The organism is Halomonas sp. IOP_14, assembly GCF_021021315.1.
GTDB lineage: Bacteria > Pseudomonadota > Gammaproteobacteria > Pseudomonadales > Halomonadaceae > Vreelandella > Vreelandella titanicae.
In genome coordinates this window covers 194,077-209,355 of sequence record NZ_JAINWD010000006.1, presented here as the reverse complement: position 1 = coordinate 209,355, position 15,279 = coordinate 194,077, and the positions used below count along the sequence as shown (strand labels likewise).

The window sequence follows — 15,279 nt, the reverse complement described above, 5'->3', positions numbered from 1 at the left end:
ACGGGTTTTTAAGCCCAGGTTTTAAGACACAGGTTTTTAAGGCAAGGTTTTAAAGACAAAATTTTTGGAGATTGCTGTGACCCAACGCCTGCGCCTGAATAAAAATGCCGACCGCCGTCTTAAAGCGGGCCATCTTTGGATCTACTCCAATGAGGTGGATATCAAAGAGACGCCGCTGAAAAACTTTGCGGCAGGCGAAACCGCACTGGTAGAAGCCTCCAATGGCAAAGTAATGGCCGTCGCGTATGTAAACCCTCATTCGTTAATTGCTGCCCGGATAATGTCTCGTGACCCCGAGATGCGCTTGGATCGTTCGCTGTTTGTACACCGCTTTAATCAAGCGTTGGCACTGCGTCAGCGCCTTTATGCGCAGCCGTTCTACCGCTTGATCCACGGCGAAGGCGACCTGTTGCCAGGTTTGGTGATCGATCGTTTTGGTGATGTCCTCGTCGTGCAACTCAATACCGCGGGTATGCAGGCGCTGGCGGATGAGATTGTCGATGCGCTGGAAAAAGTCATCAAACCGGAGGTGATCGTCTTCCGTAACGATACTGGCGGCCGTCGTCAGGAAGGTCTTGAGGCCCACGTTGACGTCATCAAAGGCACGCTGCCTGACGAAGTGGTGCTCGAAGAGAACGGCGCTCGCTTTGTGGTGCCGGTGCTGAACGGTCAGAAGACCGGCTGGTTCTTTGATCACCGGGTTAATCGCGAGTGGATCAATCGCAATGTGGAAGGTAAGCGCGTGCTGGACGTATTCAGCTACGTAGGCGGTTGGGGCGTGCAGGCGGCTGTTCATGGCGCGAAAGAGGTGATGTGCCTGGACTCTTCAGGCCCGGCGCTGGCTCAAGTGGCGCGCAACGCCGAGCTGAATGGCGTGCAGGAGAAGGTAGCGGTTAGTGAGGGAGATGCATTTGAAGCGTTAGCAGCGTTGAAGGCAGAGGGCGAGGAGTTTGACGTGGTCATTCTTGACCCGCCAGCGTTTATCAAAAAGCGCAAGGACATTCCCAACGGTGAGCGTGCCTACGCCCGCTTGAACCGCGAGGCCATGCGCCTGCTGGGTCGCGATGGTCTGCTGTTGTCTGCGTCCTGCTCCATGCACCTGGCGCCCGAGCGGCTAATGGACGTAGTGCGTGGTGCGGTTCGCCACCAGGATCGTCACGGGCAGGTGATTTTCCAAGGCCACCAAGGGCCTGATCACCCGGTGCATCCGGCTATCCCTGAAACGTCTTACCTGAAGGCGCTGGGTGTGCGTGTGTTCCGCGACTAGTTCAGGTAGCTAGAGTTCAGAGAAGTCAGCGTGTAGGGGAGTAAAGGTACACAGGAGTTAGCCGATGGAGTGGGCGCTGCCCGATCCTTTTGTGATCGATATCTGCGTAGCTGATGAGGCGATCGATGCTTATCAGCACGTCAACAACAGTGAATACCTGCGCTGGGTTGAGCAGATTAGCTGGGCTCACTCGGTCGCGCTCGGCCTCTCTCTTGAGCGTTACCGAGAGCTTGATCGGGCCATGGTGGTTCACCGCCACGAGCTGGATTACCTGGCGCCTGCCTTTGCAGGTGATGAGCTACAGCTGGCTACCTGGATTGTCGATTGTGACGAGCGCTTTAGTTTGACCCGCCGTTTTCAGCTGGTGCGAGTCAAAGACGCTAAAACGTTGCTTTACGCCCGTACACGCTTTGCCTGCGTGGCGCTTTCAACAGGGCGGCCCAAGCGCCTGCCCGAGGAGTATCGGCGTATCTACGGCGGCGCAGTTATTGTGGAGTGACGTAGAACGAAGTGGATTTTTTCGTGTAGAACCGGCAATCGCTAGATTTTTCTCCTAAAAAACGCCTTAACCGGCGTTTTTTTTGTTTTTTGTTTCTGGGGTGGTGGTCAACGTTAGCTGTGCTGTAATTTGCTTAACAACATGACTGACCTTTAAAAGCACAGGAAAAATCCAATGAAAATTGCTGTCCCCAAAGAGATCAAAAATCACGAGTATCGCGTGGCCTTAACCCCTACCGGCGCACGGGAATTAGCCGGGCGCGGCCATCAGGTGAGCATTCAGGCCGGAGCCGGTGAAGGTGCAGGCTTTAGCGATGCTGATTTCCAAGCCGCCGGTGCGCACATAGAAGCAGATGTGGACACTTTGTGGCGCAACGCTGAGTTAATCCTCAAGGTGAAAGAGCCGCAGCCGGACGAGGTAGCGCGACTCGCCCCACAGCATACACTGTTCACCTATCTGCACCTGGCCGCCGAAGAGCCCCTTACCCGTGGGCTGATGGAGAGCGGTGCCACCTGTATCGCCTACGAAACCATTACCGATGCCCGCGGTGGCCTACCGCTGCTGGCGCCTATGAGCACCGTAGCGGGACGAATGGCGGTGCAGGCTGGGGCCCATAGCCTGGAGAAGGCCCAGGGCGGTGCGGGCGTGCTGCTGCCCGGTGTGCCGGGTGTGGCGCCAGGTAAGGTAACCGTGATTGGGGGTGGCGTGGTAGGTGAAAACGCTGCGCGCATGGCGTTAGGGTTAGGCGCGGAAGTTACCATTCTGGATAAGTCGTTAGCGCGGCTTGAAGTGCTGGATGACCGTTACCAGGGGCGCATTAAAACCGTTTACTCCACCGCAGACGCGCTGGAAACGGCCACCCGTGAGTCTGACATGATCATTGGCGCGGTGCTGGTGCCCGGCGCCGCTGCGCCAAAACTAATCACTCGCAGTATGCTGGCTGATATGAAGCCTGGCAGTGTACTGGTCGATGTTGCCATCGATCAGGGCGGCTGTTTTGAAACCAGCAAGCCCACCACCCATGCCGAACCGACCTATATCGTCGATGGGGTGGTTCACTACTGTGTGGCCAATATGCCCGGCGCGGTAGCACGTACGTCCACCCAGGGGCTGACCAACGCCACGCTGCCCTTTGTACTCGCCCTGGCAGATAAGGGCTGGCAGCAGGCGCTGCATGACGACCCACACTTTCTCCCGGGCCTTAACGTGCACGCGGGGCAAGTCACCTACCAGGCCGTAGCGGATGCCTTTGGGCTGGAAAGTATCGACCCTGCGAGCGTTGTTGGCAGCTAAACTGTTGAAAGCTAGCTGTCGGCGGCTAATTAATTAGTCGCATCCGGGGCTGGCGTTAGTTCAGTAGTGGGGCGGAGGTTCATCCTCGGGGCGCTGGCCGCCCTGGGGTTCGCTTGCCTGGAGTGCCTGGTGCTGCTCACGCAGGCGTTCGCGCATTAGGCCGCTGAGCTGCTCCAGTTTCTCCAGGCGGCGCTCCTGTTGTACCACCGCTTGATCCAGGGTATCCAGCCAATGCTCTTGATGGGCTATGCGACTCTCTAAAGATTCAAGACGTTGAGCTAGGTCAACAGGCGATAATTCATGTGTCATGATAACATTGCAGCCTTATGTAGTAGTATGCCGGTGCTATTGGGAATGGGCCTGATAGTGCGGGTATTGTCCTTCGTCTGTTACCCATACAACAAGAGAGCTTTTTTTTTCTATGAACCCAAAAGTTGTGTTTCGCTGTTTCTTAATCAGTGTATTACTTGCCGCCCCCACGCCACTTTTGCTGGCGGGGATTGTTCATTTAACCGATAGTGCCCTCGCCGAGCTGTGGATGGCCGAGTTGGCAATCAGTGGAGTTAGCGGTGTCTATATCGCCGTTGCGATAGGTAGTTTTATTGTTCTGTGTATTGGCACATTAGCGTCTGCCGCTTTTGCGCCCTCGATCGTGGTGGCGTCCGATGCTGTGGTTCGTCCCAAGCCAGCAACGCGCCAACCCCAAGCGGCTGCACCGTTGGACGATGATGAGGAGGAAGACATCATCGATCCTAACGATGGCCGCGAAGAGGGTGAAGTAAAGTGGTTCAATACCAACAAAGGCTACGGTTTTATTACCCGCGATAATGGCGAAGATGTGTTTGTACACTTCCGTGCCATTCGTGGTCGTGGCCCGCGTATGTTGGCAGAAGGCCAAATCGTGCGTTATCACGTGATTAAAAATGAGCGTGGTTTGCAGGCCGACGATGTCAGTATTATTGAGTGAGCCCAACGGCTAGTTAAATTGATCGTTGGATAGTAACGACCCCGCTTCGGCGGGGTCGTTTACGTTTAAAGCGCTCGATTAACGCCCTGAATCGGGCCACTCTATTGCCCCTTCTTTGCCACCGGGCAACACTTGCCAGAAGCGGTCAGGGTCATCACCGGGGTGCCAGCCACCCAGTGAGCAACGTATTTCGGTTTGCAACGCTTCCGCGGCCTGTTGGGCACACTCTTGGTCGGTCATCCACGGCGTGTGGTTGCTATCAAACCATAGGCTGGCAAAGCCATCAGCGGCTTTGTCTACCAGCAATACCGGCACGCAGTCACCCTGGTATTGGCCGCGGGTTTGCCATTTACCTTTGCCTGCGGGGCTCAGCGGTGGCGCGATTAGTGCACTTTTCAACCACTCATTGAGCGCATCAAGCGACACGCTGGCTAGGTAAATCTCTATATCGGGGTAACGCTCCATCATAGGTTTACCTCACCGGAGGAGAGTAGCGCTTGCAGCGTCGCTTCGTAAATCCGGCTTAAGTCGTCCAGATCGCTGGCGCGAACGCGCTCATTGACCTTGTGGATGGTGTCGTTGAGCGGGCCTAGCTCGACCACCTGAGCGCCAAGGGTGGCGATAAAGCGGCCATCCGAGGTGCCGCCGCTGGTAGAGAGCGCCGGGCGCTCGCCGGTCACCGCTTCAACGCCTTTAATGGCGGCGTCAACCAGCGCGCCTTCCGCGGTTAAAAACGGCTCGCCGTTGAGCGTCCAGTCTATCTGATATTCCAATCCATGCTGGTCGAGAATGGTTTCCGTGCGCGCTTTGAGCTCATCAGAGGTCACCTCGGTGGAGAAGCGAAAGTTAAACACCACTTCCACGTCGCCAGGGATCACGTTGGTCGCCCCGGTGCCTGCGCGCAAATTGGAAATCTGAAAGCTGGTGGCGGGAAAAAAGTCGTTGCCCGCGTCCCAGTGCTCGTTGACCAGCGCATCCAGCGCTGGCATGGCCTGGTGGATGGGATTGCGCGCTAAATGCGGATAGGCCACGTGACCCTGCACGCCTTTAATGTGCAGCGTGGCGCCCAGTGAGCCGCGACGACCGTTTTTGATCACATCGCCCAGGCGCGTGGTCGAGGATGGTTCGCCGACAATGCAGTAGTCGAGCCGTTCATTACGCTCGCGCAGGTGCTCGACCACCGCGCGAGTGCCGTCGACTGCCGGGCCCTCTTCATCGGAGGTAATCAGAAAGGCAATACGGCCATCGTGATTCGGGTGGTTGGCCACAAAGCGCTCAACGGCGGTCAGCATTGAGGCCAAGCTGCCTTTCATATCCGCCGCGCCACGTCCGCACAGCATACCCTCATCATCAATGCAGGGCTCAAACGGTGGGTACTGCCAGTTGGTATAGGGGCCGCTGGGCACCACGTCGGTGTGGCCGGCAAAGGCCACCACCGGGCCGTGATGGCCGCGAACCGCCCAGAAATTCTTTACGTCGCCAAACGGTAGCCGCTCAATATGAAAACCGAGCGCTGCTAAGCGCTCGATCATGAGTTCCTGGCAGCCCTCGTCGTCCGGCGTTACCGAGGCCCGGCTGAGCAGCTCAAAGGCGAGCGTGAGCGTCGGCGACAGTCCTTCAGATTCAGTTGTGGGCATGCAGCGCCTCGTTCAGGGCGATAGCACTTTTATTGGTCAAGCACTCAATGCGGCCATTCTGGGAGTTGCGGCGCCATAGCTGATCGTCTTGCCCGGCCAGCTCGCGGGCGGCAACGGTGTTCACTTCCTGGCCCTGATCATCCAGTAAGGTCACTTTGGAGCCAGCGGTGATATACAGCCCTGCTTCTACCGTGCAGCGGTCACCCAGGGGAATGCCGATGCCTGCGTTGGCGCCGATCAAGCAGCCTTCCCCGACCTTAATGACGATATTGCCACCGCCAGAGAGAGTGCCCATGGTGGAGCAGCCGCCGCCCAAGTCGGAGCCTTTGCCGACCATCACGCCGGCTGAGATGCGACCTTCGATCATGCCGGGGCCTTCGGCGCCCGCATTGAAGTTGACAAAGCCTTCGTGCATGACGGTAGTGCCTTCGCCTAGGTAAGCGCCCAGACGTACGCGGGCGGTGTCGGCAATGCGGATACCGGTAGGCACCACGTAGTCAGTCATTTTGGGGAATTTATCGACACAGTCGACGGACAGCGCGCGGCCCGCCATACGTGCCTTCAAGCGGCGCGTAGGCAGCTCTTCAATGTCGATGGCGCCTTCGTTGGTCCAGGCAATATTGCGCAGAAGGCCAAACATGCCGGTGAGATCAAGACCGTGAGGTTTGACCAAGCGGTGGGACAGCAGATGCAGCTTTAAATACACCTCTGGCGCGGTTTGTGGCGCTTCGTCGCTCTCCAGGAACATCGCGACCAGGGGGCGCTGGCTGGCAGAGAGCGCTTCGGCAAGCTCTGCCTGGGCGGAGTGCCCCGCGGCTTCTAACGCTTTAGCCAGGCGTGTGCAGTCTTCGGGCAAAAAGCTGATGGCGGCGTTGCCTTGGGGGGCATCCAGAGCTTGTTTGGCGGCTTCCACCAGGCTGGCGGGTGGGTTGAGCAGCGGCGCCGGGTAGTAGATTTCCAGCCAGTCGCCCTGGGTGTTTTGGGTGCCGATTCCAAGCGCAAAGCTCAGCATAAGAAGGTGTCCTGTAGTGATAAATAGTGAAGAAAAGCAGGCAAAGCCAAGGTGCCTAGTTGCTTAAGTGCTTAGTTTCTCAAGTATCTAGTTGCTGAAGCACTTAGCCACTTGAGTACTTAGCCGAGCTTGTCGTAATCGCCCTCGCGGTAGCCGACTAAGATAGTGGAGTCGTCTACTTCGAGCAGCGGCCGCTTCAGCAGTGTGGGGTATTTCATCAGTAGCTGGCGGGCCGAGTTGGCGTCGTAATCTTTTTCCTCATCGGAAAGTTCGCGCCAGGTTTTGCTGCGTTTGTTAATGACTTCCACAAGCGGCACGCGATGTAAAATGTGTTCTAGTAGCGCAGCAGATAGACCATCTTTGCGCAGATCGTGGGTTTTATACAGCAGCGCTTTCTCATCCAACGCTTTACGCGCTTTGCGGCAGGTATCGCAGTTATCGATGATATACAGCGTCAGCATACGACCTCCTGAGAATGTTGAACCAGAGAATGTGGAATAAGTTAACCTCGCTCGACGAGATGGCGAATTCGTTGGGCGGCTTCAAGAGTGGGCGCTAGCTCAGCCACCAGCGCTAGGCGCAAGCGCCCCGCGCCGGGGTTAACGCCATTTTCACCCCTGCGTCCCATTAGGCTGCCGGGCAGTACGCTAACGTGCTGTTCGGCAAACAGCCTCTGCGTGAAGGCGATATCGTCGCCACCGGGCACCGCAGGCCATAGGTAAAAGCTAGCTTGTGGCGCGGGAAAATCCATGACTGGGGCAAGCACCTGGGTGACCGCGCTAAATTTTTCGCGGTAGGCGTCGCGGTTGGCGCGTACGTGCTGCTCGTCCTGCCAGGCGGCGATAGAGGCGTGCTGCAACGGCAGCGACATGGCACAGCCATGGTAAGTGCGGTAGCGCTTAAACGGAGTGAGCAGTGTCGCATCCCCCGCGACAAAGCCCGAGCGCAGGCCCGGCAAGTTGGAGCGCTTGGAGAGCGAGTGAAACACCACGCAGCGCCGGTAATCATCACGACCCAGCTCGGCGCAGGCTTGCAGCAACCCCGGTGGTGGGGCTGTTTCGTCAAGGTAGAGCTCCGAGTAACACTCGTCCGAGGCGATAATAAAGTCGTGTTCGTCGGCGAGGGCAATCAGCTGCTTAAATTCATCAAGGGACGTGACTGCACCGGTGGGGTTGCCCGGCGAGCAGATAAAAACGATTTGCACGTTGCGCCACGTCGCGGCGGGCACGGCGTTAACGTCAGGTCGAAAATTGTTCTCAGCGGTACAGTCTAAATAGAGCGGCTCACCGCCTGCCAGCAGCGTCGCACCTTCGTAGATTTGATAAAACGGATTGGGCACCGCGACTTTCGCCGGGCGGGTGCGATCCAGCGCCGCCTGCACAAAGGCAAAAATGGCTTCCCGAGTGCCGTTAACGGGCACCACGTGCCGTTCGCTGTCGAGTTCGCGCAGTTGAAAGCGTTGGCTTGCCCAGTTGGCGATGGTTTGGCGGAGCGCTGGCAGGCCATTGGTCGCGGGATAACGGGCCATTTCCAGCTGGTGCGCCACCAGCGCTTCAAGCGCCGCAGGAAAGGGCGCGTGCTGGGGTTCGCCAATGGTCAGCGGAATATGCGCCAAGTCAGCTGGGGGCGTTAATGCGGCCTTCAGCGCGGCCAGCTTTTCAAACGGGTAAGGATGCAGGGCGTCGAGGTCGGCGTTCATGATGTGTCCGTTGATGGCTGGCGGCGTAAACCGTCGATTATAGGCAAGGCCCGGTGCAGGCTCAAACCTAACGAGGGTGTGATTTTGCAATGAATACTTTTACAGACACTCGATAGACGGGAGCGAGGGTAGGTTGGAGCGAGGGTCTTTCGCCATGGCCGGAAAAAATTCCTGACAATTCCGGCATTTCCGCCATCCCTGGCGGTCAGATGGCGAAAGTAGCGCCCATGGAGGGGTTCACAGCGCCCTCGCGGAAACCTACCCTCGCCCCCAGGCTTGGCACTACAATCTCTGCATCAGCCTCGGGGTTCGGTGAATTATCTTTTAAACGCCCAACACTTCAATCAGACGTTCGCGCAGCTGCTGCTGGCGCTCGGGGTCAGTCAGCGGTTCGCCTGCCTTGGTGGTGATGAAAAAGACGTCCTCTACCCGCTCGCCCAGGGTGGCGATTTTTGCCGCCGAAAGCGAGATATCCTGCTCCATAAAAATCCGTCCCACCCGGGCCAGCAGGCCGGGGCGGTCGGGAGCCGTTAGCTCCAGCAGCGTGCGCTCATTGGCCGGATCCTGCTCAATCAGCACCTCCGTGGGTACCTTGAAATGCTTGAGCTGGCGCGGCGTGTGGCGGGTGACGATATCCGGGTAGTCATCAGGGTCATCAAGCTCTTCCACCAGGTGTCGGCGCATCTCTTCGATGTGGCCTGGGTCACGTATAGGCTGACCATGGTTGTCGAGCACGATAAAGGTGTTTAGCGTCCAATCGTTGTGGGAGGTCGCAATGCGCGCATCGTGAATCGACAGGCCCAACTGCTCCATGGCCGCGGCGGTAGCAGCGAAAAGGTCGTCCACCGAACGGGTGTGGATAAACACTTTGGTGCCGCCTTCGGACATGTCCGCAGTAGGTGCGCTGATCAACACCAACGGCAGCGGCGACTGGTTGTGATTGAGAATGCCCTGGGTCTGCCAAACGATTTCGCTGGGGGCGTACTGCAGGAAGTAGTCTTCCCCTAGCGATTCCCAAAGATGATCGATTTGCTCACGATTAACGCCGATGGTTTGCAGCAAAGAGCGTGCTTCGGTGCGCGTTTCCCGCACCCAGTCGTCGCGGTCGGGCGGATTATTCAGGCCGCGGCGCAGGGCACGCTTGGTTTCGGCGTACAGCTGGCGCAGCAGCGACGCCCGCCAGCCGTTCCACAGTGTGGGGTTGGTGGCATTGATGTCGGCCACGGTGAGCACGTAAAGGTAGTCCAGGCGCGTTTCGTTACGCACGATCAAGGCAAAATCACGAATCACATCGGGGTCGCTGATATCGCGCTTTTGCGCCGTCATCGACATCAATAGATGGTGCTCAACCAGCCAACTGACCAGGTTCGTGTCGTGGGGCGAGACGTGGTGGCGCTGACAAAAATGCTCAACGTCCCGGGCGCCGATTTCCGAGTGGTCGCCGCCGCGGCCCTTGCCAATGTCGTGAAACAGCCCGGCGATCCACAACAGGTCGAGCTTGGGCAACTGCTGCATCAATGCCACCGCCACTGGAAAGTCACCCTTCGCTTCCGGTTTGCGAAAATTGTGCAGAAATTTGAGCAGCAGCAGGGTGTGGGCATCGACCGTGTAAATGTGGAAAAGGTCGTGCTGCATCAGCCCTATGGCGCGGCCAAATTCGGGCAGGTATTTGCCCAGAATCCCGTAGCGGTTCATGCGCCGCAACTGGCGGGGCACATTGCCGGGGGCGCGCAGAATAGCCATAAAGAGCCGCTGGTGGCGCGGGTCTTCCCGGTAGTGGTCGTCAATCTGGTGGCGATGATCGCGAATTAGTCGGATGGTATCGGCACGCACTCCTTCGATTTCGGGGTGCTTGGCCATCAGTAGGAATAGCTCCAGCATCGCCGCGGGGCGTTCACGGAAAAGTGTCCGCGAGCGAACCTGGATATAGCCGCCTTTGGTTTCAAAGCGCTCGTTGAGTTTGACGGTTTCCAGCGCTTCTTTGCCGCGCAGGATGACCTCGTCAAAGTGCTGCAGCAGCATATCGTTGAGTCCCGCCAGCGCGGTGACGTGCCGGTAATAGCGCTTCATGAACTGCTCAACCGCCAGACGTTCCGGCGTATCGCGAAAGCCAAACATTTCGGCGATGGTGCGCTGGTGGTCAAACAGCAGGCGGTCTTCGGCGCGGTCGGTAAGCATATGCAGGGCATAGCGCACCTGCCACAAGAACGCCTGCCCCTGGCTTAAAATGCGCAGTTCGGCGTCGTTCATAAAGCCGTTGGCGACGATATCGGTGTACTGTTCGGTACCGAAGTGGCGCTTGGCCACCCAGCCGATCATCTGGATGTCGCGCAGCCCGCCGGGGGAGCTTTTGAGGTTCGGCTCTAAGTGGTACTCGGAGTTGTTATAGCGGTAGTGGCGGGAAATCTGCTCCTGCCACTTGGCTTCAAAAAAGCGGTCGGCGGGCCAAATATGTTCGGCGCTGAGGCGTTCGCGCATCGCTTCGCGCAGGCTTTCTGGCCCCGCAATCAGGCGAGATTCGAGTAGGTTGGTAATCACCGTGACATCCGCTTCGGCTTCCCGCTCGCAGTCGCTAAGCGAGCGAACGCTATGACCAATTTCCAGGCCAATATCCCACAAGAAGGTGATAAAGGCGGTCAGCGGTTCACGATAGGCGGTGTCATCGTCCTGCTCCAGTAGCAGCAGCAGATCGATATCCGAGTGGGGGTGTAGCTCACCACGGCCATAGCCGCCTACCGCCACCAGTGCAATACCATCGTCGGGCCACTCATGCTGTGCCCAGGCAATCGCCAGCAACTGATCCAGGTACCAGGCGCGGCCGCGCACAAGGTCGCGAATGTCTGCACCGGCGCGAAACTGGTCGTCCAGGCGCGCCTGTAGCTCGCGCAGCGCGGCCTTGAAGGGTGCCACCGGCGAGCGTGAACCGGCAAGCTCAGTGCGGAAAAGATCCAGGTCGTAAAGCGTGGTGTCCGGCTCAAACCGGTGGTGGTGTAATAGCATCAGTTGGTTAGAAAACTGAAGTCTTCATCGCCACGCGCGGTCAGCACTTCAACGCCGCCCTCGGTCACCAGCAGCGTATGTTCCCACTGCGCTGAAAGGCTGCGGTCTTTAGTGACGGCGGTCCAGCCATCGCGTAGCACCTTGGTTTTATACCCGCCGACGTTAATCATCGGCTCGATGGTAAAGCACATGCCTGCGGCGAGCTTAATGTCGGCATCCGGTGCGTAGCCGTCGTAGTGTAAAAACTGCGGCTCTTCGTGGAATTCGGCGCCGATGCCGTGGCCACAGAAGTCGCGAACGACGGAGTAGCCGTTGCTTTCGGCATGTTTTTGAATCACGCGGGCAAGCTCCGAGAGGCGTACGCCAGGCCTCACCAGCTCGATGCTTTTATACAGGCATTCCTGAGTAATGCGACACAGCCGTTCGCCCTGAATCGTCTCACCCACTACGAACATCACGCTGGAGTCGCCGTGATAGCCGTCGGTGGTCTTAACGGTGATATCCAGGTTCATTATATCGCCATTTTTGAGCTTCTTGGCGTCGTCGGGGATGCCGTGGCACACCACATGGTTGATCGACGTGCAGGTCGCCTTGGGAAAACCATGGTAATTCAGCGGTGCAGGGGTCGAGCCTAGCTCGTTAACAATATACTCATGGCAGAGACGGTCAATTTCCCCCGTGCTAATGCCTGCCTGGATATGGGGGGTGATCATTTCAATCACGCTAGCCGCTTGGCGCCCGGCTTCGCGCATGTGTTCGATTTCAGAAGGCGTCTTGATAGGAACGTTCATGAATGCTCGATATGAATGCAGAATGGAAAATTGAATGGCGCAATTTAAGACCGTCAAACGGGGTGCGACTTCATCTTGGCAATGATCTATGGTATAAAGCCGCGCGCTTTCCTGCAATCGTGATTCCGAGCTTCTTGGCTGGGAAGTACGCAGTAGGGCAGGGCGATGAATCCGCAGCGTGCTCGACTTACGGGCGCGATGCTTACTATCAAGCCTTAAAAACACACATGCACCGGCACATGGTCCCGGGTGCCGCTGGCAGCGTCTAACGTGGTCAACGGTCGGATCCATGGGGTGCGTGGAGGCCTAACCCGAGTTTTAGGAGTTCTACCATGTCTCACGTTAATATGCGTGACCTGCTTAAAGCAGGTGCTCACTTCGGCCACCAGACCAAGTACTGGAACCCGAAGATGAGCAAATTTATCTTCGGCGCGCGCAACAAGATTCACATCATCAACCTTGAGCACACCCTTCCGGCGCTGAACGAAGCGATCGATGTGGTCGAGAAGATGGCGGCATCCAACAACAAAATTTTGTTTGTTGGCACCAAGCGCAGCGCTAGCAAGGTAATTAAAGAAGAAGCTAACCGTGCTGGTCAGCCTTTCGTCAACCATCGCTGGTTGGGCGGCATGTTGACTAACTTCAAGACCATCCGTCAGTCCATTAAGCGTCTGCGTGATCTTGAAACCATGCGCGAAGACGGCACGTTCGAGAAGCTGACCAAGAAAGAAGTCTTGATGGCGACTCGCGAGCAGGACAAACTTGAGCGTTCTATCGGCGGTATCAAGAACATGGGCGGCCTACCGGACGCACTGTTCGTGATCGACGTTGACCACGAGCGCATCGCGATCAACGAAGCCAACAAGCTGGGCATCCCGGTTATCGGCGTGGTGGATACTAACTCCAACCCCGATGGCGTTGACTACGTAATTCCCGGCAACGATGACTCTATCCGCGCTATCCAGATCTACGTAAAAGCGATTGCGGATGCGTGTGGCCGTGCCAAAGAAGCCAACGCTCAAGAGTTTGTTGAAGTGACCGAAGAGGCCGCTGCAGCTGAAGACAACACTGCCGCTGAGTAATCGCAGCAGTGGGTGCGGTGAGCAGGTGTGCCGCATCAAGATAAAGGGGGCTTTGCCCCCTTTTTCCCGCTACAGATGAACTGTCTGAGCGGACGAATTTGCCGGCACTCAATACCGGCCCCGTAATACAGAGAGACATAGGGCAGCGTGATACATGATGGTCATTTATCATGCCTATACTCTGTGTTGCGTCTAACTCTCATAGAACCATTTCAGAGGTGAATTCTCATGGCAGCTATCAGCGCCTCTCAGGTCAAGGAACTTCGCGAACGTACCGGTCTCGGCATGATGGAGTGTAAAAAAGCACTCACCGAAGCCGACGGTGATATCGAAGTTGCGATTGAAAACCTGCGCAAAAGCTCCGGCCTAAAAGCAGCGAAGAAAGCCGATCGTATCGCCGCAGAAGGTGTAGTGGTTACGCGTGTAGCGGAAGACGGCAGCTACGGCGTAATGGTTGAAATCAACTCCGAGACTGACTTTGTTGCTCGTGATGACAACTTCATCGCGTTTGCTGACAAAATCGCCGGTGCTTTCTTCACCGCGAAAAGCGAAGATGTTGCCGCCGTTATGGCTGGCGAACTGGAAACTGCCCGCGAGCAGTTGGTTCAGAAAATCGGTGAGAATATCGGTGTGCGTCGTGCCATCGTAGTGAACGCTGTTGACGGTGGTCTGGTAGGCGAGTACGTCCACGGTGGCCGCATTGGCGTTCTGACCGTGCTAACAGGCGGCAATTCGCAAGTCGCGAAAGACGTTGCAATGCACGTGGCGGCGATCAACCCTGCGGTTGCGCATCCTGCCGATATGCCCCAAGAGCAGTTGGATCAGGAAAAAGCGATTATTCTGGCGCAGCCGGATATGGCCGGTAAGCCGGAGCAGATCGCAGAGAAAATGGTTCAGGGCCGCTTGAAAAAGTACTTGGCAGAAAACAGCCTGACCGAGCAGCCGTTTGTTAAAGACCCGAACCAGACTGTGGCTGAGTACGTGAAAGCCGCAGGCGGCGAAGTGGTAAGCTTCACACGCTTTGAAGTTGGTGAAGGTATCGAGAAAGAAGAAGTCGACTTCGCTAAAGAAGTTATGGAACAGGCTGGCCGTCGCTGAGGTCAGAGGTTTCAGAAAAAAGATGGCGTGCGCGTGAGCGCACGCCTTCGCGTATCCGGCCCCTGTATAACCGGTGTTAGTTAGCCGACCCTGATAACGGGTTTATACAGCGGGGCTGCCCCGCCTGCCTGTTTACAGGTCTGCCTCAGGAGAGATGCCATGTCGCGTGATGTTCAAGAACCTACCCCCCATGTAGCACCCAGCAAGGCTGAGGGTTCGAAGTCAAAATACAAACGTATTTTGCTCAAGCTTTCTGGCGAAGCGCTGATGGGTGAACACGATTTTGGTATTGACCCTAAAGTGCTTGACCGGATGGCGTTGGAGATCGGCCAGCTCGTCGGTATTGGGGTACAGGTAGGCATCGTGATTGGCGGTGGTAACTTGTTTCGCGGTGCGGCGCTCAATGAGGCTGGCATGGATCGCGTCACCGGTGACCATATGGGCATGCTGGCGACCGTAATGAATGCGCTGGCAATGCGTGATGCGCTAGAGCGCTCCAATATCCGCTCGCGCGTGATGTCGGCTATCCCAATGAGCGGCGTTGTAGAGCACTACGACCGTCGCACGGCCATTCGCTACTTAACCTCCGGGGACGTAGTGCTGTTCTCTGCAGGCACAGGCAACCCCTTCTTCACCACCGATTCTGCAGCTTGTTTGCGCGGCATTGAGGTGGACGCCGACGTAGTGATCAAGGCGACCAAAGTCGATGGCGTCTACAATAAAGACCCGGTAAAACATCCGGATGCGGTGAAGTACGACCAGCTCTCTTACGACGACGCCCTGGATCAAAAATTGGGCGTTATGGATTTGACCGCTATCTGCCTGGTACGTGACCATAATATGCCGGTGCGGGTATTTGATATGAATAAGCCTGGCGCCCTACTGAATATGGTCGTAGGGGGCAAGGAAGGCACGCTGATATACAGAGGGTAAT

Annotated in this window: 16 protein-coding genes; 8 read left to right on the top strand and 8 right to left on the bottom strand. The window is 57.0% G+C overall.

Annotated features, from left to right (window positions below; all coding sequences use genetic code 11):
• The first annotated feature begins 76 nt into the window (after positions 1–76).
• The 3 genes from K7H09_RS06725 to ald all read left to right on the top strand — a co-directional run bounded on the left by K7H09_RS06725 (position 77) and on the right by ald (position 3,059).
• Positions 77–1,267, top strand: coding sequence for a class I SAM-dependent rRNA methyltransferase (locus tag K7H09_RS06725; protein WP_039860875.1), 1,191 nt, complete (start codon positions 77–79; stop codon positions 1,265–1,267).
• A 64-nt stretch (positions 1,268–1,331) separates the two neighbouring features.
• Complete coding sequence (locus tag K7H09_RS06720; protein ID WP_230804191.1) at positions 1,332–1,766, top strand: acyl-CoA thioesterase; 435 nt, start codon at positions 1,332–1,334, stop codon at positions 1,764–1,766.
• 174 nt (positions 1,767–1,940) lie between these two features.
• Positions 1,941–3,059 carry an alanine dehydrogenase gene (gene ald, locus K7H09_RS06715; RefSeq protein ID WP_009288621.1) on the top strand — a complete coding sequence of 373 codons (1,119 nt, stop codon included), beginning with the start codon at positions 1,941–1,943 and terminating at the stop codon, positions 3,057–3,059.
• Between the two features lie 60 nt (positions 3,060–3,119).
• Here ald and K7H09_RS06710 read toward each other — a convergent pair whose 3' ends face one another.
• On the bottom strand, positions 3,120–3,368 hold the full coding sequence (locus K7H09_RS06710; RefSeq protein WP_039860877.1) for a SlyX family protein: 249 nt from the start codon (positions 3,366–3,368) through the stop codon (positions 3,120–3,122).
• 112 nt (positions 3,369–3,480) lie between these two features.
• Here K7H09_RS06710 and K7H09_RS24535 point away from each other — a divergent pair, with 112 nt between their 5' ends.
• Entirely contained in the window at positions 3,481–4,026 is a 546-nt protein-coding gene (locus K7H09_RS24535) for a cold-shock protein (RefSeq protein WP_022520199.1), read from the top strand.
• A 78-nt stretch (positions 4,027–4,104) separates the two neighbouring features.
• On the opposite strand, the gene K7H09_RS06700 is transcribed toward K7H09_RS24535, so the two are convergent.
• From K7H09_RS06700 to map, 7 genes are all read right to left on the bottom strand, one after another.
• Positions 4,105–4,494, bottom strand: coding sequence for a hypothetical protein (locus K7H09_RS06700; RefSeq protein ID WP_009288622.1), 390 nt, complete (start codon positions 4,492–4,494; stop codon positions 4,105–4,107).
• Entirely contained in the window at positions 4,491–5,663 is a 1,173-nt protein-coding gene (dapE, locus tag K7H09_RS06695; protein ID WP_009288623.1) for a succinyl-diaminopimelate desuccinylase, read from the bottom strand. The genes K7H09_RS06700 and dapE overlap by 4 nt, the downstream gene beginning before the upstream one ends.
• Complete coding sequence (dapD, locus tag K7H09_RS06690; protein WP_009288624.1) at positions 5,650–6,675, bottom strand: 2,3,4,5-tetrahydropyridine-2,6-dicarboxylate N-succinyltransferase; 1,026 nt, start codon at positions 6,673–6,675, stop codon at positions 5,650–5,652. Before dapD ends, dapE begins: the two co-directional genes overlap by 14 nt.
• Positions 6,676–6,794: 119 nt before the next feature.
• Positions 6,795–7,136 carry a Spx/MgsR family RNA polymerase-binding regulatory protein gene (locus K7H09_RS06685; RefSeq protein WP_022520197.1) on the bottom strand — a complete coding sequence of 114 codons (342 nt, stop codon included), beginning with the start codon at positions 7,134–7,136 and terminating at the stop codon, positions 6,795–6,797.
• Positions 7,137–7,177: 41 nt separating this feature from the next.
• Positions 7,178–8,374: a succinyldiaminopimelate transaminase gene (gene dapC / locus K7H09_RS06680; RefSeq protein ID WP_039860879.1), complete on the bottom strand. Its 1,197-nt coding sequence runs from the start codon at positions 8,372–8,374 to the stop codon at positions 7,178–7,180.
• Between the two features lie 324 nt (positions 8,375–8,698).
• Positions 8,699–11,374: a [protein-PII] uridylyltransferase gene (locus K7H09_RS06675; RefSeq protein ID WP_009288625.1), complete on the bottom strand. Its 2,676-nt coding sequence runs from the start codon at positions 11,372–11,374 to the stop codon at positions 8,699–8,701.
• Positions 11,374–12,165 carry a type I methionyl aminopeptidase gene (map, locus tag K7H09_RS06670; protein WP_022520194.1) on the bottom strand — a complete coding sequence of 264 codons (792 nt, stop codon included), beginning with the start codon at positions 12,163–12,165 and terminating at the stop codon, positions 11,374–11,376. The genes K7H09_RS06675 and map overlap by 1 nt, the downstream gene beginning before the upstream one ends.
• 2 nt (positions 12,166–12,167) lie before the next feature.
• On the opposite strand from map, the gene K7H09_RS06665 reads away from it, so the two are divergent.
• The 4 genes from K7H09_RS06665 to pyrH all read left to right on the top strand — a co-directional run bounded on the left by K7H09_RS06665 (position 12,168) and on the right by pyrH (position 15,278).
• A complete protein-coding gene (locus tag K7H09_RS06665; protein ID WP_027957764.1) occupies positions 12,168–12,434 on the top strand; it encodes a hypothetical protein in 267 nt (88 codons plus the stop codon).
• Between the two features lie 63 nt (positions 12,435–12,497).
• A complete protein-coding gene (rpsB, locus tag K7H09_RS06660; RefSeq protein ID WP_009288627.1) occupies positions 12,498–13,247 on the top strand; it encodes a 30S ribosomal protein S2 in 750 nt (249 codons plus the stop codon).
• Positions 13,248–13,475: 228 nt separating this feature from the next.
• Complete coding sequence (gene tsf, locus K7H09_RS06655) at positions 13,476–14,345, top strand: translation elongation factor Ts (protein WP_009288628.1); 870 nt, start codon at positions 13,476–13,478, stop codon at positions 14,343–14,345.
• A gap of 159 nt (positions 14,346–14,504) precedes the next feature.
• Positions 14,505–15,278 carry a UMP kinase gene (pyrH, locus tag K7H09_RS06650; protein WP_007111718.1) on the top strand — a complete coding sequence of 258 codons (774 nt, stop codon included), beginning with the start codon at positions 14,505–14,507 and terminating at the stop codon, positions 15,276–15,278.
• Position 15,279 lies beyond the last annotated feature (1 nt).

Coding starts and splice junctions, on each gene's coding strand:
- K7H09_RS06720 (WP_230804191.1), top strand. CDS start 1,332: ATGGAGTGGGCGCTGCCCGATCCTTTTGTGATCGATATCTGCGTAGCT.
- ald (WP_009288621.1), top strand. CDS start 1,941: ATGAAAATTGCTGTCCCCAAAGAGATCAAAAATCACGAGTATCGCGTG.
- K7H09_RS06710 (WP_039860877.1), bottom strand. CDS start 3,368: ATGACACATGAATTATCGCCTGTTGACCTAGCTCAACGTCTTGAATCT.
- K7H09_RS24535 (WP_022520199.1), top strand. CDS start 3,481: ATGAACCCAAAAGTTGTGTTTCGCTGTTTCTTAATCAGTGTATTACTT.
- K7H09_RS06700 (WP_009288622.1), bottom strand. CDS start 4,494: ATGATGGAGCGTTACCCCGATATAGAGATTTACCTAGCCAGCGTGTCG.
- dapE (WP_009288623.1), bottom strand. CDS start 5,663: ATGCCCACAACTGAATCTGAAGGACTGTCGCCGACGCTCACGCTCGCC.
- dapD (WP_009288624.1), bottom strand. CDS start 6,675: ATGCTGAGCTTTGCGCTTGGAATCGGCACCCAAAACACCCAGGGCGAC.
- K7H09_RS06685 (WP_022520197.1), bottom strand. CDS start 7,136: ATGCTGACGCTGTATATCATCGATAACTGCGATACCTGCCGCAAAGCG.
- dapC (WP_039860879.1), bottom strand. CDS start 8,374: ATGAACGCCGACCTCGACGCCCTGCATCCTTACCCGTTTGAAAAGCTG.
- K7H09_RS06675 (WP_009288625.1), bottom strand. CDS start 11,374: ATGCTATTACACCACCACCGGTTTGAGCCGGACACCACGCTTTACGAC.
- map (WP_022520194.1), bottom strand. CDS start 12,165: ATGAACGTTCCTATCAAGACGCCTTCTGAAATCGAACACATGCGCGAA.
- K7H09_RS06665 (WP_027957764.1), top strand. CDS start 12,168: ATGCTCGATATGAATGCAGAATGGAAAATTGAATGGCGCAATTTAAGA.
- rpsB (WP_009288627.1), top strand. CDS start 12,498: ATGTCTCACGTTAATATGCGTGACCTGCTTAAAGCAGGTGCTCACTTC.
- tsf (WP_009288628.1), top strand. CDS start 13,476: ATGGCAGCTATCAGCGCCTCTCAGGTCAAGGAACTTCGCGAACGTACC.
- pyrH (WP_007111718.1), top strand. CDS start 14,505: ATGTCGCGTGATGTTCAAGAACCTACCCCCCATGTAGCACCCAGCAAG.